This is a genomic window from Kineococcus sp. R86509 (genome assembly GCF_042466365.1).
GTDB lineage: Bacteria > Actinomycetota > Actinomycetes > Actinomycetales > Kineococcaceae > Kineococcus.
This window is the reverse complement of sequence record NZ_JAXHCE010000001.1, coordinates 3,359,634-3,382,506: the sequence shown is the minus strand read 5'-3', so window position 1 is coordinate 3,382,506 and position 22,873 is coordinate 3,359,634. Positions and strand designations below refer to the sequence as shown.

The following is a 22,873-nucleotide window of genomic DNA, read 5'->3' as shown; positions in this document are numbered from 1 at the left end:
GTTCACGAGGTCGGGACGCGCGGTCCGGGCTCGGCGTCCGGACCGAGGTGGGTGAGCAGGTCACCGTCGCTGAGGTAGCGCGCCGCGACCTCGTCCAGGCTCACCTGCCGCAACGACCCCGGGTCGGCGAGTTCCGCCCACGTGCGGGGTGCGGCCGCGCAGGGTCGTTCGCGCCCCCGCGGGGAGTACGGGGCGATCGTGGTCTTGGCGGAGTTGTTCTGGCTCCAGTCCAGCAGGACCCTGCCGCCGCGCAGCACCTTCGTCATGCGCGAGACGACGAGTTCCGGCCGGTCCCGTTCCATCTCCCGGGCCAGCCGGTGGGCGTAGGAGCGCAGGACGTCGGCGTCCTGGGTCCCCGAGACCTTCGCGTACAGCTGCATCCCCTTCGACCCCGAGGTCACGGGGTGGCACTCCAGCCCGTCGGCGTCGAGGCGTTCGCGGACGGCGAGCGCCACCTCGGCGCACTCCGCCAGCCCTGTCCCCTCCCCCGGGTCGAGGTCGATGACGAGGCGGTCGGGGTGGTGCACCCCGCCGCGCGGCCCGACGCGCCACTGCGGGACGTGCAGTTCGAGGGCGGCGAGGTTCACCAGCCACACCAGCCCGGCGAGGTCGTCGATCAACGGGTAGCGGACGCGTTCGCGGTCCTTGGTGCTGCCGGGGGCGTCGAGTTCCACCGTTCGCACCCAGTCCGGCAGGCCGCGCGGGACGTTCTTCTCGAAGAACGAGTTCTTCCCGACCCCGTCCGGCCAGCGCTTCCGGGTCAGCGGCCGGTCGGCGAGCTGCGCCAGCAGGGCCGGGGCCACGGAACTCACGTAGGTGAGGAGCTCGGCCTTGGTCGTCCCCGTGGAGGGGTAGAGGACCTTCTCCAACCTCCGCAGCCGGAGGTGGCGTCCCTCGACGTCGACGACGGTCTCGTCGTGCCCCCCGGAGGTGCCCGTCACCGTTCCTCCCGGACGTCGGAGGGTTCGAGGTCGCTGCGCACCCCGCGCAGGGTGGGCTGGCGCAGCCTCCCGCCGGTGGTCGCCCCGAGGTGGCGCACCTCGACGACGACGACGGGCGCGGTGAAGTGCGCGCCCACGGAATCGGGACGCGGGACGTCGACGACGGGTCGCGGGAGCTCGTGCCCGGCGAGTGCCTCCCGCAGCTCCTCCTCCATCCCCGCCCCGAGTCCGCTGCCGGCCCGCCCGACGTAGCGGAGCGCCCCGTCGGCCCCGGGGACGGCGAGGAGCAGACCGCCCATCCGGGAACCCGCCCCCTCGACGGGTCGCCACCCGACGACGAGGCAGGCCTGGTGCCGGCGGTGGGCGTGCTTCACCCAGTCGGGACTGCGTCGCCCCGGCTGGTAGGGGGAGGTCCGGCGCTTCGCGACGATCCCCTCCAGCCCCTGTTCCCGGGTCGCGGTCAGCAGCGAGGCCGCGTCGGGGTAGACGGGCGACACCTGCCACGCGCTGCCGGAGGGTTGCAGCCGGTCGAGGGACTCGCGCCGTTCCTGCCACGGGCGGTCGAGGAGTTCGACGCCGTACAGCCGCAGGACGTCGAAGGCCATGAGCGTCACCGGGGTGCGCCGGGCGGCGATCGTCGCCGACCGCGCGTCGCGGACGTGCATCCGGTCGGCGAGCGCCGAGAACGAGGGCAGACCGTCCTCGAGGGCGACGACCTCACCGTCGAGGTGGACGTCGGCGTGCGCCTCGGCGAGCGCGGTGAGTTCGGGGAAGGTGGCCGAGACGTCGCGGCCGGTGCGCGAGCGCAGCAGGACGCTCCCCTCGTGGACGTCGGCGAGGATCCGCATGCCGTCCCACTTCACCTCGTAGGCCCAGCGGTCGGCGTCGGTGGGCACGCGCGAGGCCGCGGCCGCGGTCGCGAGCATGGGCAACACGGTCACACTCTGTCGCCGACCGGCGACCGGGGCCACCGGACCCGGCGACCGCTCGTAGCGGCACGCCCCGATTGTTGGTTAGCCTGTCCTCACACGACGTGGGGAGTTCGAGGGATGAGCACGGTGACCGACACGGCCGAACGGACGACGCAGACCCAGCTGAGGCGGGCGTCGTACGCGCTGTTCCGCGTCCGGGTCTCGCGCGTCGAGCGCCTCGGGGAGAGCTTCGTGCGCCTCACCATGACGTCGCCCGACCTCGGGGACTTCGGCGCCGGCGGGTACGACCAGCGCTTCAAGGTGCTGCTGCTGAAGCAGCCGTTCGAGGCCTACGACCTCCCGGCCGAGGACTGGTACACGTGGTGGCGCGGGCTCGACGACGACGTGCGCCCGGTGATGCGGACCTACACCGTGCGCGCGTACCGCCCCGCGAGCGCCGACGCGCAGGCCGAGATCGACGTCGACTTCGTGCTGCACGGCGCGCGGGACGGGCACGCCGGGCCGGCGTCGGCGTGGGCCGCGGCCGCCACGGTCGGCAGCGAGGTCGTCCTCGTCGGGCCGAGCAGTCCCGGGACCGGACGCATGTGGGGAGTGGAGTGGGCCCCGCCCGCCGAGGCCCGCACGCTGCTGCTGGCCGGGGACGAGACGGCTGTTCCCGCGGTCTCGGCGATCCTGGAACGACTGCCCGTGGGCGTGAAGGCGACGGTGGTGCTCGAGGTGCCGCGCGGGGGCGACCTGCTGGACCTGCGCTCCCCCGCCGACCTCACCGTCGAGTGGCTGCCGCGCAACGGTTCCCACGCCGTGGGCGAACTGCTGCAGGCCCGGGTCGAGGCGCTCGCGTCGGCGTTGGTCGACGAGGCGTCGCGGGCGAGCGCGGAGGACTTCACCGAGGTCGGGCTCGAGGGGGACGACATCCTCTGGGACGTGCCCGAGAACGCCGAGGCCGTGGGCCCGGAGTGCCTCTACGCGTGGTTGGCTGGAGAGGCGGGCGTGGTCCGGACGTTGCGACGTCACCTCGTCCGCGACGTGGGGGTGCCGCGGACCTCCGTGGCCTTCATGGGCTACTGGCGCGAGGGTCGCGCCGAGTCGGACTGACCGGTGGGAGACGACGTGCGCAACCCCTTCAGGCGCGAGAGGACCGGTGGCCGCGGGCAGCGGCTGGCCGTGGTCCAGCGCACCGAGCAGCTGGCCCCGCACATGGTGCGGGTCGTCTTCGGTGGCGAGGACCTCTCCGACTTCACCGTCGAGCACGCCGATTCCTACGTGAAGCTGCTCTTCCCGGTCGAGGGCGTCGTCTACGACGAACCGTTCGACGTCGCGAGGATCCGGGAGGAGCGACCCCGGACCGAGTGGCCCGTGCAGCGGACGTACTCGGTCCGCTCCGTCGTGGACGGCGAGGTGACCATCGACTTCGTCGTGCACGGGGACGAGGGGTTCGCCGGGCCGTGGGCGGCGGGGGCGCGGCCGGGCGACGAGTTGTGGATCACGGGTCCGGGCGGGGCGTACACGCCGTCGGCCGACGCCGCGTGGCACCTGCTGGTCGGCGACGCGAGCGCGCTGCCCGCCATCTCCGCCTCGCTGGAACGGGTTCCCGCCGGCGCCACCGCGGTGGCCGTCGTCGAGGTGCACGGCCCCGCGGAGGAGCTGGAGCTGACCTCGCCGGGGGACCTGCGGCTGCACTGGGTGCACCGGGAGGAACCCGACCCGGAGGCCCTCGTCGCGTTCCTGGGTTCCCTCGACCTGCCGACCGGTGTGCCGCAGGCGTTCCTGCACGGGGAGGCCGACAGCGTGCGCGCCGTCCGCCGTTGGGCCCGCGCCGACCTCGGGGTCACCCGGGAACTGCTGTCGGCGTCCGGCTACTGGCGACGCGGGCGCACCGAGGAGGGCTGGCGCTCCGAGAAGCGCGACTGGGCCGCCGCGGCCGACTCCGACGACGCGACCGCCGGGGTCTGACGCCCGCTGCCGGGCTGGCTCGGGCACCGCAGGCGTCCCTCGCGGTGACCGGGCTCCGGCGGTCGAGGGCCGTCAGGACCGGGCAGCCTCGAAGCTCGTCGTCGCGGCGGCCATGACGGCCTCCAGACCGGCCGCGTCCGACGGCAGAGCGGTCACCGCGACGGTGGCAGCCCTCCCGTCCGCGGTGGCCCACCCTCGCGTCTCAGCCCCGAAGATGTCTCCGCCGTGGCCCCAGGCGACGCTCCCGTCCGCCTGCGGGAACCTCGCGAGCCCCAACCCGTAACCGGTACCCGGGAAACCGTCGGAGGGAACGGTGTTCTGCATCTCGGCCAGCAGGGCGGGGGACAGCAGTTCCCCGCGCAGCAGCCCCGTCGCGAACCGGTTGAGGTCACTGAGGGAGGCGATGACCGCACCGGCCGCCCAGGCGATCGACGGGTCGAACTCGGTGTGGTCCTGCAGGTTCCCGGCGCCGTCGCGCAGGAAACCCTGGGGATGGGCACCGCGCAGACCGAGTTCCCCGGCAGCCGGCACGTACGTGCGTTGCAGACCGAGCGGCGCGATGACGCGTCGGTGCACCTGTTCCGACCAGGGACGCCCGGTGATCGTCTGCAGCAGGAGACCGGCGACGACGTAGTTCGTGTTCGAGTAGGACCACCGGTCACCGGGCTCGAACAGGGCCGGCATCGTGAGGGCGACGTCCAGCAGGTCCCGCGGGTCGGCGTAGCGGTAGCGGAACGAGGCAGGATCCCCGGCCCACGCGGCCATGTAGTCCGGCAGGCCGCTGGTCTGCTGGAGGACGTGGCGCACCAGGATCCGCGTACCGTCGATCCCCTTGCCGCGCAACAAGTTCGGGAGGTACTTCCCGACCGGGACATCGAGGTCGAGGGTTCCCTCCCCCACCAGCTGGAGCAGGGCCACCGCGGTGAACGACTTGGTGTTGCTGCCGATGCGCACCTGACCGTCGAGGGGGACCCCGTCCCCGGCGGCGACGTTGCGGACCGAGCCGTCGGCATCGCGGATGCTCGCGAGAGCACCGGGGAACCCGCGGTCGTGGACCAGCGCGTCCAGGGTCCGGGAGACCTCGTCCAGACGTCTGGCCGAGGGGTTCGACGACCGGTTCGCAGGAACACCGGTCGCAGCCGGGGGAGTCGAGAGGTCGGTCGTGGGTTCTGGCACTCAGAGGTCCTTCGGGTGCTCGGGATGTGGTGCCCCAGGTGTGGTGTTCCCGGTTCGCGGCGCCTCATCGGGCTGTGGGTGCAGCGATCTGGCCGGTGGTCCCGAAAGCCTAGCTCAGCTGCGCGACAGCGGTCGCGAGCCGGGAACGGAGACGGGGTACCCGCCGTCCGTCGTCCCCGTCCGGCCGATGCTGCCCCGTGTCCGTCCTCATCCGGGAAAACGGCTCCGGTGACGGCGGATCGCACCCCGGACCGCCGCTCCTCCCCCGGGAGTCGGTGCGTCCGGAGGATTCTCCGGGGACCGTCGACGTTCACCCGTCAGGGTCAACGGCGCCTCCGGTGCAGTGCTGGTGCGGACGGTCGCCCTACGCCGACCCCGCCCGAGCCAGCAGGGCGTCGCAGACGGCGATCAACCGGACCCGCAGCGGGTCGGCCCGCTCGGCGAACTCCCGCTGGGCGCGGACGTAGGCGGCCTTGCCCTCGGGGGTCTCGATCGCCACGGGTTCGTGACCCATCGAGGTGACGTCGTAGGGCGAGGCCCGCATGTCGAGGATCCGGACGTCCCGGGCGAGTTCGAAGCAGTCGAGCAGCAACTCCCCCGGGACCGCGGGCGAGAGCTTCATGGCCCAGCGGTAGCAGTCCATCGTGGCGTGCAGGCAGCCCGGCTGTTCCTGCGCGGCCTGGTCGACCCGCGTCGGCTGCAGTTCGTTGAGCGGGACGGCGCTCGGGGTGAAGAACCGGAACGCGTCGTGGTGGCTGCAGCGGATCTTGTGCGACTCGACGACGTCGTCCGTCCCGTCGTGCCCGAGGCGCAGCGGCAGGCCGGCGTGCCGGACCTGCTCGGGGCGGGTCCGGTGGACCATGGCCCACTCGTGGAGCCCGAAGCAGGCGAGCATCGGCGCCCGGCCCCGGGTCGCGGCCAGGACGTCGCGGGCCAGCCGGATCGTCGCGGAGCGGGCCGAGGCCAGTCCGGGTCCGTCGACGGCCACCCCGGTACCGGAGCGGACGTAGTTGGCCCAGTCCGCGCGCTCCCCGGCGGCCTCGAGGACGACCCCCACCCCGGGGTGCCAGCGGGCCAGCTTCCCGGGCGCCCAGTTGTAGTAGGTGAAGAGGAAGTCCTCGACCGGGTGCTTCTCCCCCCGGCCGCGGCGCTCCACCGCGGCAGCGGTCAACCGGTGCGCGCGCTGCGCGTGGGCGGCCTCGCGGGAACGCCACTGCGGCGACGACAGAGTGGTCACCGATGAATCCTGTGCGGTGTCGTGGTCATCCCCGTACGGTGGGATTCCGGTCGTCTGAGGGGGTACGCCATGGCCCGCGCCATCTGGAAGGGCGCCGTGTCCTTCGGTCTGGTCAACGTACCCGTGCGCCTCTACGCCGCCACCGGCGAACACGACATCCACTTCCACCAGGTCCACCGTAGCGATGGTGGCCGCATCCGGATGAAGCGGACGTGCTCCGTCTGTGGTGAGGAGGTCGCCTACGACGAGGTCGCGAAGGGCTACGAGAGCCCCGACGGCAAGCTCGTCGTGCTCAGCGACGAGGACTTCAGCGACCTCCCGGTGGCCAGCGGGCACGAGATCGACGTCCTCCGGTTCGTCCCGGCCGACCAGGTCGACCCGATCCTGCTGTCGAAGCCGTACTACCTCGAACCCGAGTCGCGGGCGGCGAAGCCGTACGCGCTGCTGCGCGAGGCGCTCGCCGAGACCGACCGGATGGCCGTCGTGAAGGTCTCGCTGCGCCAGCGCGAGTCCGTCGCCGTCCTGCGCGTGCGCGACAAGGCCATCGTGCTGCAGACCCTGCTCTGGCCCGACGAGGTCCGCGCCGCCGACTTCGAGGTGCTCGAGACGGACGTCGAGCTCCGTCCGCAGGAACTGCGGATGGCCGCCTCCCTGGTCGAGTCGCTCGCGGGCGACTTCCACCCCGAGGAGTTCGAGGACGAGTACGCGGCGGCCGTGAAGACGCTCATCGACACCCGCCTCGAGGACGCCGACGCCGCACCGTCCGCGGCGGCCGAGGAGGGCTCCGCCGCGTCCGGGACGGGCGGTCCGCGCGGTGGCGAGGTCGTCGACCTGCTGACCGCCCTGCAGCGCAGCGTCGAACGTGCCCGCGGCGGCTCGTCGGCGGAGAAGCCCGCCGAGGTCGAGGACGAAGCGCCGGCCGCGAGGAAGACGACGGCGCGCAAGACGGCGACGAAGAAGGCCGCGCCGGCGAAGAAGACGGCGGCGAAGAGGACCGCCGCCGGGAAGAGCGCGACGAAGAAGGCGAGCGGACCCGCCAAGAAGACCACCACGGCGAGGAAGTCGGCCTGACCCCACCAGGAGGTCCCGGGCCGCGCGGTCGGATACTTGCCTGAGGCTCTCGACTTCGCCGGATCCCGGCGGAGCCGACCGACGGAAGGACCGGCCGCGCGCCCCGCATGACTCCTTCGACGACCCCACCTCCCGTGGTCCGGCGCAACCTGGTCGTGGCCGCCATGCTCTCGGCGACCCTCATGGCCACGATCGACGCCTCCATCGTCAACGTCGCACTGCCGACCCTGGCCCGTGATCTCGACGCCTCGGCGTCCGACACCGTCTGGGTCACGACCGCGTTCCTGCTCGCGGCGGCCTGCTGCATCCCGGCCACCGCGGCCCTCGGTGACCGGGTCGGGCGACGGCGGCTCTTCCTCGTCGGGCTGCCCGTCTTCGCCGTGGCCTCCATCGCCTGCGCGGCGGCCCCGACCCTCGGCCTGCTCGTCGCCGCCCGCGTCGTGCAGGGCATCGGGTCCTCGCTGATCCTGGCGGTGCCGATCCCGACCTACCGCCACGTGTTCCCGCCGGAACGGCTCGGGAGCGCGCTCGGCCTCAACGCCATGACCGTGGCCCTGGGGACCTCCGCCGGCCCGACGCTGGGGGGTCTGCTCCTGAGCGTCGCGCCCTGGCCGTGGCTGTTCCTCGTGAACGTCCCGATCGCCGCCGTGTCGTTCGTGCTGGGCCTGCGCCACCTGCCCCGCGTCCCGGCCCGGCCCGGTCGCTTCGACGCCTCCGGGTCCGTGCTGATCGCCGCGGCGATCTCCTGCTTCCTGCTCGGCATCCGGGGGGTGGGAGCGACCTCGACGTTGCCGCTGTCCGTGGCGCTGCTCGTGCTCACCGTCGTGCTGGTCGGGTTCTTCGTCCGGCACGAGGCGCGGAGCGCGAACCCGGTCATCCCGCTGGGGTTGTTCACCCGGCCGTTCTCGCTCGCGGTGCTGACGGCCGCGTGCTCATTCTTCGGGCAGGGCACCGCCTTCGTGGCGTTGCCGTTCCTGTTCCAGGAGTCCTTCGGGGACAGCGCGTTGCGCTCGGCCCTGCTGTTCACGCCCTGGCCCCTGGTCATCGTGGTGGTGGCCCCGTTGTCCGGACGGGCGGCGGACCGGGTCTCGCCGCGCCTGCTGGCCCTGATCGGCCTCGTCGTCCTCGCCGGCGGGTTGCTCTCCCTCGCCCTGCTGCCCGACGGTGCCTCGACGGTGGACATCCTGGTCCGCACCGGGGTGTGCGGTCTGGGGTTCGCGGTGTTCCAGTCGCCGAACAACCGGGACATGATGGCCGCCGCCCCGTTGCGCCTCGCCGGCTCGGCGGCGGGGGTGCTGAACCTGAACCGCACGGTGTCGCAGTCGACGGGTTCGGGCGCGGTCGGCGTCCTGTTCGTGATCGCCGGGGTCGCGACCGGGTCGGCCGCCGCCCACACCCACGCCGTCTCCCTCGTGCTCACCGTGGGTGCGGCCGTCACCGCCGTCGGGGCCGTGCTGGCGGCGGTGCGACTGCGGGGCGTCTGAGCTCAGGAGTCGATCGAGACGTCCCCGAGCGGTCTGCTGCAGCAGATGAGCACCTTCCCGGCCGCGATCTCCCGGGGCCGGATGCCGCCGTTGTGCTGCATGTCGACGTCGCCGGAGAGCAGGACCGTCTTGCACGTCCCGCACATCCCCTGGCTGCAGGAACTCGGCGGCGACATCCCGGCCCGGAACGCGGCGTCGAGGATGAACTCGTCGGGGCCGCAGGGGAAGCTCCGTCCGGACTTCGCCATCCGGACCGTGAACGCGGTGGCCGCCGGCTCGTCGCCCGGGGTGGGCTGGAAGTCGCCGATGTCACCGACGCCCTCGGCGACGGACTCCACGAACGACGACGGCGCGAGGGACTCGAAGACGAAGGTCTCCTCGTGGTGGTGGGCCATGTCGAAACCGCGCTCGCGCAGGGCCTCGCGCACGGTGGCCATGTAGCCCTCCGGGCCGCACACGAAGACCTCGCGCTCGGCCAGGTCGGGGGCGATCTCCTCGAGCAGGGCCGCGTCGAGGTGGCCGCGGTGCCCGTGCCAGTCCTGGCCCGGGGAGTCCTCGCTGCAGACCTGGACGACGTTGACGGCGGGGAACTGGGTGGGCATCCCCCACTGCTCGGAGCGGAAGACGATGTCGGCGGGGGTTCGCGCCGAGTGCACGAAGAGCACGTCGACGTCGGAGCCCAGGTCGACGAGCGTGCGGACCATGGACATCACGGGGGTGATGCCGGACCCCGCCGACAGGAACAGGTACTTCGTCCGCGGGTGCCGGACGACGCTGAACACCCCCAGCGGCGGCGCCGCCATGACGCGGGTGCCCGGGACCATCGTGTCGTGCAGGAAGTTCGACACCAGACCGCCCGGCTTCCGCTTGACCGTGATGGCGAGGCGGTGCGGACGGGTGGGGGGCGAGGAGATCGTGTACGACCGCTCGACCCGCCGGCCGTCGACGTCGAGGTGCAGGGTGACGAACTGCCCCGGGTCGAAGTGGAAGACGTGCCCTCCGGCCGACTCGAACCAGAACGTCTTGACGTCGTGGGTGATGTCGCGGACCCCGAGGCAGACGAGTTCGCCGAGGTCCTCCTCGTCACCCCACACCCCGACCTGCCCGGGGTGGGCGACGACCCCGAGGGGGTCGGTGACGGTCATGCGATCTGCTCGCGCAGCCGCGTGACGTACCAGTTCACGAACGCCTCGACGTCGTCCTCGACCATCGAGTACGGCCCCGGGACGTACCCGGGGTTCGCGCAGCCGCGCTGGGTGTTCGCGACGAGCGCGCGGTCCTGGTCGTTCGTCGCCCGCCACACCGACGTCAGCGCGTCGAGGTCGTAGTCGACCCCTTCGACGGCGTCCGGGTGCACCAGCCACGTCGTGCGCAGGACGCTGGTCCCCGTCGAGGTCGGCAGCACCGAGAACACGACGGCGTGGTCGGAGAGCAGGTGGAACCACGAGTTCGGCTGCATGTGCAGCGACAGGTCGCCGAAGGCCGCGTCCTGGACCGAGCCCATCAGCTTCCGGCAGACCGCGGCCCCGTTCGGTGCGAACGACTTCCCCTCGCCGTCGAGCGGCAGGTGCGAGAGCTGGAACCCGACGACGCGGGTGTCGAGCTCGCGATGGTCCGTCAGCGGCAGACCGTGCGCCGCCCGGACCTTCTCCAGCGCCTCGGCCGCCGCGGTGTAGCGGTCGAAGATCGGCTTCAGCCGCGGGGTGATGTCCTCGGGGTCGTAGGCGAACAGCGGGAAGTAGGCGGTGATGAGTTCCGGGTGCCCGTCGCAGTGGTAGCACTCGCGGTTGTTCTCCATCACCAGCTTCCAGTTGCCGGCCTCGGCCAGGTCGTAGGTGACGACGACCTTCGCCGTGTCCAGCGCGTAGGGCGCGAGGTGGGGTTCGAGGATCTCGGCGACGGCGTCGAAGTCCTCCGGAGCCTCGTCGGCGAGGCAGACGAACACGAGCCCGGACACGTTCCGGACGTGGACCGGGCGCAGCGAGAAGCAGCTCTTGTCGAACGTCGCCGGCTGGGACTCGGCGAACAGGAGCTTCCCGTCGACCCCGTACGTCCAGCGGTGGTACGGGCAGACGATGTTGCCGACCGCGCCCTGTCGTTCCTCGAGCAGCCGTGAACCGCGGTGCCGGCAGACGTTGTGGAACGCCCGGACCTGCTCGTCGTCGTCGCGCACGACGATGACCGAGTACGCGCCGACCTCGACCGTGACGTAGTCGCCCGGTTCGGGGAGCTCGGCCGCGGCCGCCACGAAGATCCAGTTCCTCGCGAAGATCACATCCAGGTCCCGCCGGTACACCTCGTCGGAGGTGTAGAACGGGGCCTCCAGGCTCTGACCCGGCACGCGGCGGGTGACGAGGTCGTCGATCGCCTCCGCGGGCGCGGCGACGACGGTCTGAGCGGTCATGCGGCTCTCCCTCTCGGGGTTCGGTGCGCCTCGTGCCTGTCGTGAACTGTGTTCCGCCCTGCGGAACAGTGCCCCATCGCGGAACAAGTCTGGGATGGCGCGAACCGCGTGTCAAGCACTCCCGGCGCGCCGCGCCGCAGGCCCCGAAGCCAGCGGCGGCAACGGGTTTGGACGAAGCACGGCCGTAACCCGCACGGCGGGTGGGTAGGGTCTGCGGGTGTCTCCCCGCAACGGCCCCCGTGACTCCACCGTGCAGTCCGTCGACCGGGCCGTCTCCCTGCTCCAGGCCCTCGCCCGGCGGGGCGCCGCCGGGGTGACGGAACTCTCGAGCGACGTCGGCGTGCACAAGTCGACGGTCTTCCGGTTGCTGTCCACGCTGGAGGCCCGCGGCCTGGTCGAGCAGGACGGCGACCGCGGCCGGTACCGCCTGGGCCAGACCGTCCGCTGGCTCGCCGCCGGCGCCGTCGGCGGGATCGACGTCGCGGCCTCGGCCCGTCCCCTCGCCCAGGAACTGGCGGCGACGGTGGGCGAGACCGTGAACGTCGTCGTGAGCGACGGTCTGGAGGTCACCACCGTGGACCAGGCCGCGGGTGGGTCCATCGTGAGCAGTTCGGACTGGGTGGGCCGACGGGGCCCCCTGCACGCCACCGCCGCCGGCAAGGTGTTCCTCGCCGCCATGACCCCGGAGGAGCTGAAGGTCGTCCTGCGCCGCGGGCTCCCCCGGTTCACCGAGGCCACCGTCACCGCCCCCTCCGCCCTGCGCGCGCAACTGGACGAGGTCCGCACCCGCGGGTGGGCCAGCGTGGTCGAGGAGCACGAACTCGGGCTCGTGGTGATCGCCGCTCCCCTGCGCAACGCCGACGACGCCGTCGTGGGCGCCCTCACCGTCGGCGGCCCCAGCTACCGGGTGAACCCCGACACGCTGCCGGGGTTCTGCGAGCCGCTGCTCGACGCCGCCGCCCGGATCTCCTGGCGCCTCGGCCACCTGAAACCGGGCTGACCCCCGTCCCGACGGGGACGGGGGTCGCTCCGCTCACTCCCCGGCGGGGACCTCGACCACCTGCCGGTCGACACCGTTGAGGTGCACCGCGGTGTCCGGGACCCGCAGCGTCGGGCCGGAGACCGGGCGCATCATGCCGTCGCTGCGGATGTCCTTCACGATCGCCACGCACATGAAGACCATGACGACGAGGAACGGTGTCGCCGCGATGATCGTGACGTTCTGCAGCGCCTGCAGCCCGCCCGCGTAGAGCAGGACGATCGCCACCACACCGGTCAGCGCGCCCCACATCGCGGTGAGCCACCGACGGGGTTCGTCGTCGCCGAAGCTGCAGAGCGAGGCCATCACGATGCTCGCCGCGTCGGCCCCGGAGACGAAGAAGATCGCCACCAGCACCACGACCAGGATCGAGGTCGCCGTGGCCAGCGGGAACTGCTGGAGCAGCGCGAACATCTGGGTCTCCTGCGAGTCGCCGGCGAGGACGTCGAGCGCCCCGGTCAGCTGCTCGTGGATGGCCGTGCCGCCGAACACCGAGAACCAGATCAGGCTGACCAGGGTCGGGATGAGCATGACGCCGACGACGAACTCACGAATCGTGCGGCCGCGGGAGATCTTGGCCAGGAACGCCCCGACGAAGGGCGTCCACGAGATCCACCAGGCCCAGTAGAAGATCGTCCAGCCGGACAGCCAGTCGCCGCCGCCGTAGGCGCCGGTGCGCACCGACATCGCCGGCAGTGCGGCGAGGTAGTCGCCGGCCGCGTTGGGCATGAGGTTGAGGATGAACACCGTCGGTCCGACGACGAACAGGAACAGCAGGAGCAGCCCGGCGAGCACCATGTTGGTGTTCGAGAGGATCTTGACGCCCTTCTCGATGCCGCTGATGGCGCTGATGACGAAGCAGACGGTCAGGACGACGATGATGCCGACCTGCCAGCTCGTCCCGCTGCCGGCACCGAAGACCTCGGAGAGGCCGCCGTTGATCTGGGCCGCCCCCAGGCCGAGGCTGACCGCGGACCCGAAGATCGTCGCGAAGATCGCCAGGACGTCGATGGCCCGGGCCGCGCCCTTGGCCCGCGGACCGCGCAGCAGGGGCGCGAACACGGCCGAGAAGCCACCGGTCCGGCCCTTGCGGTAGCTGGAGTACGCCAGGGCCAGGCCCACGACGGCGTAGATGGCCCACGGGTGCAGACCCCAGTGGAAGAGCGTGTAGCTCATCGCCGTGTCGGCGGCCGCGTTCGTACCGGCCGCGACGCCGGCCTCGGGCGGGGTCATGAGGTGGGTCACCGGTTCGGTGACGCCGTAGAACATCAGCCCGATGCCCATCCCGGCGGAGAACATCATCGCGATCCACGAGGCGCGCGAGTGCTCGGGGCGCTCGTCGTCGCGGCCGAGGCGGATCCTGCCGACCTTGCTGAAGGCCAGGACCAGGGCGAAGACCACGAAGCCGGTGGCGCCGATCACGAAGGCCCAGCCGAGGTTGGTGGTGATCCAGCTCAGGACCGCGCCACTGCCGGACGCGAGCTGGTCGGGGACGACGACGCCGATCACCAGCAGGATCGCCAGCACGGCCAGTGAGACGAGCAGGACGGGCTTGTCGAGGGGGAGCTTGGAGTGCTTCTCGCTGACCCCTGGGTCGATCGCCATGCAGGGTCCTCTCCGGAGGGGGGTGCGGGCACCCGTGGGTGGGAGTGGAGCCTTCGCAGCCTAGGACCGCTGTTGCGCGATGAGCAACAGGTTCACGAGAACGGAACATCGATCCAACACCCCCGAAACACGGGACGCACGTCCACTACCGTCACGGCATGACGGAGAACGCAGCGCAGCAGACGGTCGTCACCCGTGAGGTCGCCGCGGACGCGCGGACGGTGTTCGCCCTGCTCGCCGACCCGCGCCGCCACCCCAAGATCGACGGCTCGGACACCGTGCGGGCGGCGGCGGGCACCTCCGTGCTCACCGGTACCGGTCAGGTGTTCGTGATGTCCATGGACCAGACCGCCCTCGGGCACCCCGAGGTGTCGGACTACGAGACCGAGAACCTCGTCGTCGAGTTCGTCCCGGACGCGTTGCTGACCTGGGAGACCGCCCGCCCCGGGAAGCACCCGACCGGGTTGTGGTGGAGCTGGGCCCTGGAACCCCTCGGCCCCGGCCGGGTCCGGGTGACGCACACCTACGACTGGTCGCGGGTCACCGATCCGGCCCTGCTGGCCCGGATCACCTTCCCGCGGATCCCCGAGGACGCGCTGCGCCGCACCCTCGAGCGTCTCGCCGCCGCGGTGGAGACGCAGGAGGTCAGCGGGCGGCCCTGAGCAGGTCGGCGCACTTCTCGCCGATGGCCATCGTCGTGATGTTCGGGTTGACGGCCGGCAGGAACGGCATGATCGACCCGTCGGCGATCCGCAGGCCCCGCACCCCGCGCACCCGCAGTTGCGGGTCGCAGACCGCCATCGGGTCGGAGTCCGGACCCATCTTCGCGCTCGCGCTGGGGTGGTAGACGGTGTTGTGGGTCTTCTTCACGTAGTCGGCGATCTCGTCGTCGGTCACCACGTCCCGGCCCGGGGCGAGTTCCGCCCCGGCCCACCCGGCCATCTCGGCCTGCTCGACGATCCTCCGGGCCAGCCGGATCCCGGCGGTCATGACCGCGAGGTCGTGCCCCTCGGGATCGGTGAAGTACCGGGGGTCGACCCTGGCCCGGTCCCGGAAGTCGCGCGAACGCAACCGCACCGTCCCCCGGGACCGGCCCTGGGTGACGTTCGGGGTGAGGCAGAACCCGTTGTCCGTCGTGGGGTAGCCCCACCGCACGGTGTTCATGTCGAAGGGCACCGAGCCGTAGTGCATCATCAGGTCCGGGACCCCCGTCGCCGGGTCGGCGAGCCCGGTCGTCGCGAAGAGCCCGATCTCCCACCACTGCGACGAACTCGTCACCATGGGCTGCAGCGCGTCCCAGAAGACCAGACCCTCGACGTGGTCGTCGAGGTTCTCCCCCACCCCCGGGGAGTCGACGAGGACGTCGAGACCGAACTCCTTCAACTGGGCCGCGGGCCCGACGCCGGAGAGCATGAGCAGTTTCGGGGTGTCGATCGACCCCGCCGAGAGCACGACCTCGCGCCGCGCCGTGACCGTGCCGTGGTGGACGAGGTCGGGGGCGAGGAACTGCACCCCGCTCGCCCGCAGGGCCCCGTCCTCGCCGGGCTCGACGACGACCTTCTCGACCCAGTACCCGGTCTTCACGGTGAGGTTGGGCCGCGACGCCATGACCGGGTGCAGGTAGGCGTGCGAGGAGGACATGCGCGAGCCGTCCTCCCCGGAGTTGATCTGGAACCAGCCCGCCCCCTGGCGCACGGTCTCGCCCCGGTTGAACCGCACCGTCGGCAACCCCGCCGCGGCGGCGGCCTCGAGCAGGGCGACGCCGCACGGGTCGAGCGGTGGGACGTCGCGGAGCCGGACGGGACCGTCGGTGCCGTGGTGCGGCGCGGCGGCGGCGTTGTCCTCCAGCCGGCGGACCAGCGGCAGGACGTCGGCGGCCCCCCACCCGGTGCAGCCCAGGGCCGCCCAGGCGTCCAGACCCTCCGCCGGGGGGTGGAAGGCGATGCAGGAGTTGTGCGAGGAGCATCCCCCGAGGACCTTCGCCCGGGCGTGGCGCAGGAAGCTGTTGCCGTTCTCCTGCGGTTCGACGGGGTAGTCCCAGTCGTAGCCGGAGTCCAGCAGGTGCATCCAGTCCGCCAGCACGAGGATGTTGGGGTCGTCCACGTCGCTCGGTCCGGCCTCGAGGACGCAGACGGTGACGTCGGGGTCCTCGGAGAGCCGGGCCGCGACGACGCACCCGGCCGTCCCCCCACCGGCGACGACGTAGTCGAACTCGCCCAGGTCGCTGAACTCGCTCACTGCATCCCTTCCTTCGTCGCGGGCTCCCCCGGGAGGGCGACCTCGCTCGCGTGGCTGGCGAGGACCCCGGAGTGGTGCCGCAACCGCAACCGGTAGTAGAGGACACCGCCGCCCAGGACGACGGCGATGAACAGCAGCGCGCCCCACTTGAGGTACCAGTGGAACGGTGCCGCGGGGTTGTAGACCTCCCCGCGCGGCCAGAGCAGGTTGACCATCATGCCCAGGCCCCAGAGGACGGCGACGACGTTGACCGGCAGGCCCCACCTCCCCAGCGAGAACGGGGCCTTCGACCCGTCCGGCATGGGCACGGGCCAGCGGCCCTGCAACCGCGCGACCAGCAACGGGATCGTCACCAGCAGGTAGGCCAGGTAGATCATGCCGACCGCGAGGCTGGTGAGGACCAGGAAGATCTGCGGCTGGCCGACGTTCACGACGAGGATCACGATGGCGATGACACCGACGACGACGGCCGGCACGACGGGGGTCTTGTACCGCGGGCTGATCCGGGCGAGCTTCTCCCCCGCCGGCAGGTTGTTGTCGCGGGCCATCGCGAACATCATCCGGATGGTGGCGGTGTGCACGGCGAGGGAGCAGACCAGGACGGCGATGACGACGCAGACCAGGAACGGCTTGCCGAAACCGGACCCCACGGTCGCCAGCACCAGGTGCTGCAACCCGCCCGTCGCGGACGCGAGTTCCGGGTCGTCGACGTCGGGGACGGCCATGAGTCCCAGCAGCAGGATCAGCCCGCCGAGCACGAACGAGGCGACCACCGCGCGCAGCACGGCCTTGGGAGCGGTGCGCCGCGGGTCCTTGGTCTCCTCGCCCAGCGAACTGGCGGTGTCGAACCCGTACATGACGTACCCCGACGCCAGCGCCGCCACCAGGAACGCGCCGAAGTAGCCGCCGCTGTGGTCGACCCCGACGCCGCGGGTCTCCAGCACGACGCCGGGACCGCGGGTCACGTGGACGGCCAGCAGGACGATGATGACGACGGCCGCGATGAGTTCGAGGAACACCCCGGTCGAGTTGATGCGCGACATCAGCTTGACGCCGAAGGCGTTGACCATCGTCGTGAACACGACGACGATCCCCCCGAGGACGACGGCGTTCAGCGCGTAGTCCGTCGGGTCCGAACCGTCCCCGAAGAACTGGAAGCCCGACCACAGCTGCGGCAGCGTCAGCTGCACCGCGAGGACGACGGCGGCGAGGGTCACGATCGAGGCGACGAGCATCGTCCAGCCCGCGGCCCAGGCGACGGTCGGCGACGCGAGGCGCTTCGTCCAGTTGTACAGCGACCCCGCGACGCTGTAGCGGCTGGAGAGCTCGGCGAAGCACAGCGCCACCATGAGCTGACCGACGAAGACGATGGGCCAGGACCACAGGTACCTCGGCCCCGCGGTGCCGAACCCGAAGTAGAAGAGCTGGAACGTGCCCGTGAGGATCGAGATGTAGCTGACGCCCGCGGCGAAGCTGGCGAAGGAACCGATGCTGCGTTCGAGCCCGGGTTTGTACCCGTACTCGTCGAGACCGTGCGAATCCGTCGTGCTGCTGGTTGCCCCACTCGTCGTCATCGTGTCTCCGTGTGCTCGAAGGTCAGGAAGCCGTGAACCAACCCGGGGCTGCGGGTCGCGTGTTGCGCCACACGTGCTTGCTCTCGCGGTACTCCGCCAGGCCGGACGGCCCGAGCTCCCGGCCGTTGCCGGACATGCGCTGGCCGCCCCACTCGGCCTGCGGGACGTAGGGACCGAAGTCGTTGATCCAGATGGTGCCGTGCTTGAGGGCGGCCGCCACCCGGTCACCGCGGTCGGCGTCGAGGGTCTGCACCGCGCCGGCGAGACCGTAGGTGGTGTCGTTGCCCAGCGCGACCGCCTCGGCCTCGGTGCGGAACCTCTCGACGGTGAGGATCGGACCGAACGTCTCCTCCTGCACGATCCGCATCGAGCGGTCGCACCCGTCGAACACGGTCGGTTCGTAGAAGAAACCCCGCTGCAGGTCCGGGTCGTCGGGGCGCCGGCCACCGGTCAGGAGCGTCGCGCCCTCCTCCAGGCCCAGCGCGACGTAGGCCTCCACCTTCTCGCGGTGCTGGGCCGAGACCAGCGGTCCGCTCTCGACCCCGTCGACCAGGCCGCTGCCGAAGCGGATGCGCCGGGCCCGTTCGACCACCCCCGCGACGAGGTCGTCGGCGATCGACTCCTCGACGATCAGCCGGGTCCCCGAGGAGCAGACCTGCCCGGAGTGCAGGAACACCCCGGTCAGGACGGTGTCGACCGCGACCTCGAGGTCGACGTCGGCGAAGACGATGTTCGGGTTCTTGCCGCCGAGTTCGACGGTCACCCGCTTCACGGTGTCGGCGGCGGTTTTGAGGATCCCGCGACCGGTCGCGAGCCCACCGGTGAAGGAGACGAGGTCGACGGCGGGGTGGCTGGTCAGCGTGGGCCCCACCGCGGCGCCGCCGCCCAGGACCAGGTTCACGACCCCGTCGGGAACCCCCGCCTCGGCGAGCAGCTTCACCAGGTGGACCGTGCTCAGCGGGGTGACCTCGCTGGGTTTGAGGACCACCGTGTTGCCCGCCACGAGCGCCGGGGCGACCTTCCACGACATCTGCAGCAGCGGGTAGTTCCAGGGCGCGATGAGGCTGCAGACGCCGACGGGGTGGTGCACGACCCGGCTGAGGACGTCGTCGCGGCCCGTGTCCACCGTGCGGTCGACCTCGACGAGGGCTTCCCGGGCGTAGTACCGGAACACCGCCGTGACGTCGTCGACGTCGATGCGGGCCTCGGCCAGCGTCTTGCCGGTGTCCAGGGTCTCGGTGTGGGCGATCTCCTCGCGGTCGCGCTGCAGCAGGTCCGCGGTGCGCTCCAGCAGGGCCGCGCGCTCGGCGACGGGCGTCGAGGGCCAGGTGCCCTCGTCGAAGGCGGCCCGGGCGGCGAGGACGGCGGCCTCCGCGTCGGCAGCGCCGGCTTCGTCCACCACGGTGAAGGTCCGGCCGTCGTAGGGGTTGACGACCTCGCGCGTCTCCCCGGCCAGGGCCGAGCGCCACTCACCGGCGACGAAGAGTTCAGGCACTGGGTCCTCCTCAGGTGTGGGGTGGGCGTCCGGGTGGGACCATCCCAGCTGGAAGTGATCGCGTGCAAGGAGGAACACCAGATGTCTGCTGGAACCCGGGTGGTGGCCTGCCCGTTGGCCGCCCTGCCCCCCGGTGAGGTGGTGCGGCTCGACCGCCCCGAACTCACCGCGCCCGTCTCGGTCTTCAACGTCGACGGCGAACTCTTCGCCATCGACGACACCTGCACCCACGCCGACGAATCCCTGGCCGAGGGCTGGGTCGAGGACTGCGCGGTGGAGTGCCCCCGGCACGCATCGGCCTTCGACCTGCGCACCGGGGTGCCGTGGAGCCCACCCGCCCTCACCCCGGTGCGGACGCACCTCGTCGAGGTCGTCGACGGGGAGGTCGTGGTCGAGGTCGGGACGCCGCGTCCGAACTGACGGGGTCTAGCGGAAGACGACGGTGGAGTGGCCGTTGAGCAGGACGCGCTGCTGGCAGTGCCACTTCACCGCGCGGGACAGCGCCAGCGCCTCGGCGTCCCGGCCCACCGTGGCCAGGGCGACCGGGTCGTGGGTGTGGTCGATGCGGATGACCTCCTGCTCGATGATCGGACCCTCGTCGAGGTCGGGGGTCACGTAGTGGGCCGTGGCCCCGACGAGCTTCACCCCGCGGTCGAAGGCCTGGTGGTAGGGCTTGGCGCCCTTGAAACCCGGCAGGAACGAGTGGTGGATGTTGATGGCCCGCCCGTGCAGGGACCGGCACGCGTCGTCGGAGAGGACCTGCATGTAGCGGGCCAGGACGACGAGGTCGGCCTCGTGCTCCTCGACGAGTTCCAGCAGCCGCGCCTCGGCCCGGGGTTTCGTCGCCGCGGTGACCGGGACGTGGTGGAAGGGCAGACCCGCGGCCTCGGCCATCGGCCGCAGGTCCTCGTGGTTGGACACGACGGCGACGATCTCGCCGCCGAGGCTGCCCGAACGCCAGCGGAAGACGAGGTCGTTGAGGCAGTGCCCCATCTTGGAGACCATCACCAGGATGCGGGTGGGACGTTCCCCGGCGAGGGAGAACTCCATCCCGTACTCCGCCGCCACCGGCGCGAACTCGGCCTCCAGGTCGCTGATGCACGTCTCCCCCGAGAACGCCGTCCGCGAGTAGAGCTTCCCGCTGGTCCGGTCGTCGAACTGCTGGTGCTCGACGATGTCGCAGCCGTGCGAGAACAGGAACGAGCTGACGGCGTGCACGATGCCCGGACGCTGGGGACAACTCAACGTCAGGGTGCGGGGGACGTTCATCCGCGGATCTTCTCCATCCCGGGGTCGACGAGGGGTTCGGCCGCGACGCTCGCCGCGACCGGCCGTCCGAAGTACGAGATCTCGACGCCGTCACCGACCTGCAGGGACGCGGGCAACCAGGCGTAGGCGATCGGCCGCCCGACGGTGTGGCCGAACGCGGCGCTGGTGACGTAGCCGGCGACGGCGCCACCCACCGACACGGGCTCACCCCCCAGCACGACGGATGAACCGTCGTCGACGGTGAGGCAGGTCAGCCTGCGCTGCACCGTGTCCGCGGACACCCCGGCGAGCGCGGGGCCCCCGGTGAAGCTGTCCAGCGGGGACCGGACGGCGAAACCCACCCCGGCCTCGTAGGGGTTGTGCTCAGTGGTCATGTCGGTCCCCCACGACCGGTAGCCCTTCTCGAGCCGGAGGCTGTTGAAGGCGGCCCGCCCGGCGGCGACGATCCCGGAGTCCTGACCGGCGCTCCACAGCGCGTCCCACAACCGGGCGCCGTGCTCGGCGCTGGTGTAGATCTCCCAGCCCAGCTCGCCGACGTAGGACAGCCGCATCGCGGTGACCGGAACCCCGCCGACGGTCGCCGCCTTTGCCCGGAAGTACTTCAGCGCGTCGTTGGAGAAGTCGTCGGCGGAGACCCGCTCGATGACGTCGCGGGCCAGCGGGCCCCACAACCCGATGCAGCAGGTGCCCCCGGTGGTGTCCCGCACCGAGACGCCCGCAGGGGCCTCCCGTTCGAGGTGGGCGACGTCGGCCCCGGAGTTGATGCCGATCTGGAACTCCTCCGCGCCGAGCCGGGCGACCGTGACGTCGCTGCGCACGCCGCCGGCGGGGTCGAGGAACAACGTGTAGGTGACGGACCCGATCGACTTGTCCATCTTCGACGTCGTCAGGCGTTCGAGGAACTCCACCGCGCCGGGGCCGGAGACGACGACCCGCTTGAGCGGGGTCATGTCGTACATCGCGACGGCGGTGCGGGTCTTCCACGCCTCCACGGCCGCGATGGGTGAGTGGAACTGAGCGGCCCAGGGTTCCCGGACCGGCGGGACCCACTCCGCCGGCAATTGCTCCAGCAGCGAAGCGTTCGCCTCGTACCAGTGCGGGCGTTCCCACCCGCCCGCCTCGAGGAAGAACGCGCCCAGAGCCTGCTCGCGCGCGTGGAAGGGCGAGACCCGCAGGTCGCGCGGGGACTGCCGGGGCTGCAACGGGTGCAGGATGTCGTAGACCTCGACGAAGTTCTGCTGCGCGGTCTCGCTGACGTAGCCGGGGTCGAGCTGGACGTCCTCGAACCGGTGGACGTCGAGGGCGTGCAGGTCGACCGAACTCCGGCCGTCGACGAGGAGTTCGGCCACGGCCCGCGCGACGCCGGCGGAGTGCGTGACCCAGACGGCCTCGGCGACGAAGAACCCCGCGACCTCGCGGGACTCCCCGACCAGCGAGCCGCCGTCGGGGGTGAAGGAGAAGATCCCGTTGAACCCCTCCTCGACCTTGGTCCGGGCCAGCGCGGGGAGCAGCGTCAGGGTGTCCTCCCAGGAGGGCGCGAAGTCCTCCTCGGTGAACGGCTGCATCGACGGCATGGACGTGGCGGTGACCTCGCCGTCCTCGTCGAGGTCGGTGAGCGAGACGGGCATCGGCCGGTGCGCGTAGGAGCCGATGCCGACGCGGTCGCCGTGCTCGCGGTAGTAGAGGTCCCTGTCCTGGTGGCGCAGGATGGGCAACCCGGCCTCCTGCAGCTCGGAGTTGCGCCCGACGAGTTCCTCGACCTGACCGGTCCTGGCGTACTGGTGGGCCAGCGGCAGCAGCGGGACGCGCATCCCGACCATCGCGCCGATCGCCGGTCCCCAGAACCCGGCGGCGGACACGACGACGTCGGCGGGGACCAGGCCGTCGGTGGTGGTGACGCCGGTGACCCGGCCACCGGACTGCTCGACGCCGAGGACGCGCACTCCTCCGCGGAACTCCACGCCGGCCGCCGACGCCCGCCGGATCAGCGCCGTCACCGCCCGCGGAGCCTTGGCCAGACCGTCGGTCGGCACGTACAACCCGCCGAGGACCTGTTCCCGGTCGAGCAGCGGGTGCTTCGCGACGCACTCGGCGGGAGAGAGGACCTCCGCCCCCACGCCGCTGCCCTGCAACCACCCGAGCCGGCGCTCGATCTCGGCGAGGCGTTCCGGCGTCGTGGCGACCTCGAGACCGCCGACGGGGTTGAAGCACCAGGCGCCGTCGACGTCGAGGCCGGAGAACTTGTCCCGGGTGTAGCGGGCGAGTTCGGTCATGGTGCGCGAGGCGTTCGCCTGGAACACCAGGCCCGGCGCGTGCGAGGTGGAACCCCCGGTCAGCGGGAGCGGTCCCTGGTCGAGGACCGTGACGTCGGTCCAGCCGCGCAGGGCGAGTTCGTCGGCGAGGTTGGCGCCGACGATGCCGGCGCCGATGATCACCACTCGGGGATCGGTCACGG

At 71.8% G+C, this 22,873-nt stretch carries 19 protein-coding genes; 7 read left to right on the top strand and 12 right to left on the bottom strand.

Annotated elements, in window-relative coordinates; all coding sequences use genetic code 11:
- Positions 1 to 2: 2 nt before the first annotated feature.
- Both ligD (SJY07_RS16475) and ligD (SJY07_RS16470) read right to left on the bottom strand, forming a co-directional pair.
- Positions 3 to 941, bottom strand: a complete 939-nt coding sequence (ligD, locus tag SJY07_RS16475) for a non-homologous end-joining DNA ligase (protein ID WP_380160549.1) — start codon at positions 939 to 941, stop codon at positions 3 to 5.
- Positions 938 to 1,867: a non-homologous end-joining DNA ligase gene (ligD, locus tag SJY07_RS16470; RefSeq protein ID WP_380160547.1), complete on the bottom strand. Its 930-nt coding sequence runs from the start codon at positions 1,865 to 1,867 to the stop codon at positions 938 to 940. The genes ligD (SJY07_RS16475) and ligD (SJY07_RS16470) overlap by 4 nt, the downstream gene beginning before the upstream one ends.
- 123 nt (positions 1,868 to 1,990) lie before the next feature.
- On the opposite strand from ligD (SJY07_RS16470), the gene SJY07_RS16465 reads away from it, so the two are divergent.
- Both SJY07_RS16465 and SJY07_RS16460 read left to right on the top strand, forming a co-directional pair.
- Complete coding sequence (locus tag SJY07_RS16465) at positions 1,991 to 2,968, top strand: siderophore-interacting protein (RefSeq protein ID WP_328293148.1); 978 nt, start codon at positions 1,991 to 1,993, stop codon at positions 2,966 to 2,968.
- A 15-nt stretch (positions 2,969 to 2,983) separates the two neighbouring features.
- Complete coding sequence (locus SJY07_RS16460; RefSeq protein WP_380160544.1) at positions 2,984 to 3,826, top strand: siderophore-interacting protein; 843 nt, start codon at positions 2,984 to 2,986, stop codon at positions 3,824 to 3,826.
- A 72-nt stretch (positions 3,827 to 3,898) separates the two neighbouring features.
- On the opposite strand, the gene SJY07_RS16455 is transcribed toward SJY07_RS16460, so the two are convergent.
- Both SJY07_RS16455 and SJY07_RS16450 read right to left on the bottom strand, forming a co-directional pair.
- Positions 3,899 to 5,002: a serine hydrolase domain-containing protein gene (locus tag SJY07_RS16455; protein ID WP_380160542.1), complete on the bottom strand. Its 1,104-nt coding sequence runs from the start codon at positions 5,000 to 5,002 to the stop codon at positions 3,899 to 3,901.
- Between the two features lie 364 nt (positions 5,003 to 5,366).
- Positions 5,367 to 6,239: a 3-methyladenine DNA glycosylase gene (locus tag SJY07_RS16450; protein WP_380160540.1), complete on the bottom strand. Its 873-nt coding sequence runs from the start codon at positions 6,237 to 6,239 to the stop codon at positions 5,367 to 5,369.
- A gap of 69 nt (positions 6,240 to 6,308) precedes the next feature.
- Between SJY07_RS16450 and SJY07_RS16445 the strand changes: the two genes are divergently transcribed.
- Together SJY07_RS16445 and SJY07_RS16440 are read left to right on the top strand one after the other, a co-directional pair.
- Entirely contained in the window at positions 6,309 to 7,310 is a 1,002-nt protein-coding gene (locus tag SJY07_RS16445; protein WP_380160538.1) for a Ku protein, read from the top strand.
- Between the two features lie 134 nt (positions 7,311 to 7,444).
- Entirely contained in the window at positions 7,445 to 8,794 is a 1,350-nt protein-coding gene (locus SJY07_RS16440; protein WP_380160536.1) for an MFS transporter, read from the top strand.
- Between the two features lie 2 nt (positions 8,795 to 8,796).
- On the opposite strand, the gene SJY07_RS16435 is transcribed toward SJY07_RS16440, so the two are convergent.
- A complete protein-coding gene (locus SJY07_RS16435; RefSeq protein ID WP_380160534.1) occupies positions 8,797 to 9,939 on the bottom strand; it encodes a 2Fe-2S iron-sulfur cluster-binding protein in 1,143 nt (380 codons plus the stop codon).
- Complete coding sequence (locus SJY07_RS16430) at positions 9,936 to 11,198, bottom strand: aromatic ring-hydroxylating dioxygenase subunit alpha (protein WP_380160533.1); 1,263 nt, start codon at positions 11,196 to 11,198, stop codon at positions 9,936 to 9,938. Before SJY07_RS16430 ends, SJY07_RS16435 begins: the two co-directional genes overlap by 4 nt.
- A gap of 217 nt (positions 11,199 to 11,415) precedes the next feature.
- Here SJY07_RS16430 and SJY07_RS16425 point away from each other — a divergent pair, with 217 nt between their 5' ends.
- Positions 11,416 to 12,198, top strand: a complete 783-nt coding sequence (locus SJY07_RS16425; protein ID WP_328293156.1) for an IclR family transcriptional regulator — start codon at positions 11,416 to 11,418, stop codon at positions 12,196 to 12,198.
- A gap of 33 nt (positions 12,199 to 12,231) precedes the next feature.
- Here SJY07_RS16425 and SJY07_RS16420 read toward each other — a convergent pair whose 3' ends face one another.
- Positions 12,232 to 13,842: a BCCT family transporter gene (locus SJY07_RS16420; protein ID WP_328293157.1), complete on the bottom strand. Its 1,611-nt coding sequence runs from the start codon at positions 13,840 to 13,842 to the stop codon at positions 12,232 to 12,234.
- A 158-nt stretch (positions 13,843 to 14,000) separates the two neighbouring features.
- Between SJY07_RS16420 and SJY07_RS16415 the strand changes: the two genes are divergently transcribed.
- Positions 14,001 to 14,504, top strand: a complete 504-nt coding sequence (locus SJY07_RS16415; RefSeq protein WP_380160530.1) for an SRPBCC family protein — start codon at positions 14,001 to 14,003, stop codon at positions 14,502 to 14,504.
- Here SJY07_RS16415 and SJY07_RS16410 read toward each other — a convergent pair.
- Genes SJY07_RS16410 through SJY07_RS16400 form a run of 3 tightly spaced genes read right to left on the bottom strand, consistent with a single transcriptional unit; the run spans position 14,488 to position 19,149 of the window.
- Positions 14,488 to 16,080, bottom strand: a complete 1,593-nt coding sequence (locus SJY07_RS16410; RefSeq protein ID WP_380160528.1) for a GMC family oxidoreductase — start codon at positions 16,078 to 16,080, stop codon at positions 14,488 to 14,490. The two genes, SJY07_RS16415 and SJY07_RS16410, sit on opposite strands and share 17 nt — an antisense overlap.
- Positions 16,077 to 17,654 (bottom strand): APC family permease, encoded by a 1,578-nt coding sequence (locus tag SJY07_RS16405; RefSeq protein ID WP_380160526.1) that lies wholly within the window; start codon positions 17,652 to 17,654, stop codon positions 16,077 to 16,079. Before SJY07_RS16405 ends, SJY07_RS16410 begins: the two co-directional genes overlap by 4 nt.
- Before the next feature lie 22 nt (positions 17,655 to 17,676).
- Positions 17,677 to 19,149: an aldehyde dehydrogenase family protein gene (locus SJY07_RS16400; protein WP_380160524.1), complete on the bottom strand. Its 1,473-nt coding sequence runs from the start codon at positions 19,147 to 19,149 to the stop codon at positions 17,677 to 17,679.
- Positions 19,150 to 19,230: 81 nt separating this feature from the next.
- On the opposite strand from SJY07_RS16400, the gene SJY07_RS16395 reads away from it, so the two are divergent.
- Positions 19,231 to 19,569, top strand: a complete 339-nt coding sequence (locus SJY07_RS16395) for a bifunctional 3-phenylpropionate/cinnamic acid dioxygenase ferredoxin subunit (RefSeq protein WP_328293162.1) — start codon at positions 19,231 to 19,233, stop codon at positions 19,567 to 19,569.
- A 6-nt stretch (positions 19,570 to 19,575) separates the two neighbouring features.
- On the opposite strand, the gene purU is transcribed toward SJY07_RS16395, so the two are convergent.
- Entirely contained in the window at positions 19,576 to 20,418 is an 843-nt protein-coding gene (gene purU / locus SJY07_RS16390; protein WP_328293163.1) for a formyltetrahydrofolate deformylase, read from the bottom strand.
- Positions 20,415 to 22,871 (bottom strand): FAD-dependent oxidoreductase, encoded by a 2,457-nt coding sequence (locus SJY07_RS16385; RefSeq protein ID WP_328293164.1) that lies wholly within the window; start codon positions 22,869 to 22,871, stop codon positions 20,415 to 20,417. Before SJY07_RS16385 ends, purU begins: the two co-directional genes overlap by 4 nt.
- Positions 22,872 to 22,873: the final 2 nt, after the last annotated feature.

Excerpts from the sequence above, each read along its gene's own strand:
- SJY07_RS16420 (WP_328293157.1), bottom strand. The coding sequence starts at position 13,842 with ATGGCGATCGACCCAGGGGTCAGCGAGAAGCACTCCAAGCTCCCCCTC.
- SJY07_RS16435 (WP_380160534.1), bottom strand. The coding sequence starts at position 9,939 with ATGACCGTCACCGACCCCCTCGGGGTCGTCGCCCACCCCGGGCAGGTC.
- SJY07_RS16415 (WP_380160530.1), top strand. The coding sequence starts at position 14,001 with ATGACGGAGAACGCAGCGCAGCAGACGGTCGTCACCCGTGAGGTCGCC.
- ligD (WP_380160547.1), bottom strand. The coding sequence starts at position 1,867 with ATGCTCGCGACCGCGGCCGCGGCCTCGCGCGTGCCCACCGACGCCGAC.
- SJY07_RS16465 (WP_328293148.1), top strand. The coding sequence starts at position 1,991 with ATGAGCACGGTGACCGACACGGCCGAACGGACGACGCAGACCCAGCTG.
- SJY07_RS16395 (WP_328293162.1), top strand. The coding sequence starts at position 19,231 with ATGTCTGCTGGAACCCGGGTGGTGGCCTGCCCGTTGGCCGCCCTGCCC.
- purU (WP_328293163.1), bottom strand. The coding sequence starts at position 20,418 with ATGAACGTCCCCCGCACCCTGACGTTGAGTTGTCCCCAGCGTCCGGGC.
- SJY07_RS16445 (WP_380160538.1), top strand. The coding sequence starts at position 6,309 with ATGGCCCGCGCCATCTGGAAGGGCGCCGTGTCCTTCGGTCTGGTCAAC.
- SJY07_RS16405 (WP_380160526.1), bottom strand. The coding sequence starts at position 17,654 with ATGACGACGAGTGGGGCAACCAGCAGCACGACGGATTCGCACGGTCTC.
- SJY07_RS16430 (WP_380160533.1), bottom strand. The coding sequence starts at position 11,198 with ATGACCGCTCAGACCGTCGTCGCCGCGCCCGCGGAGGCGATCGACGAC.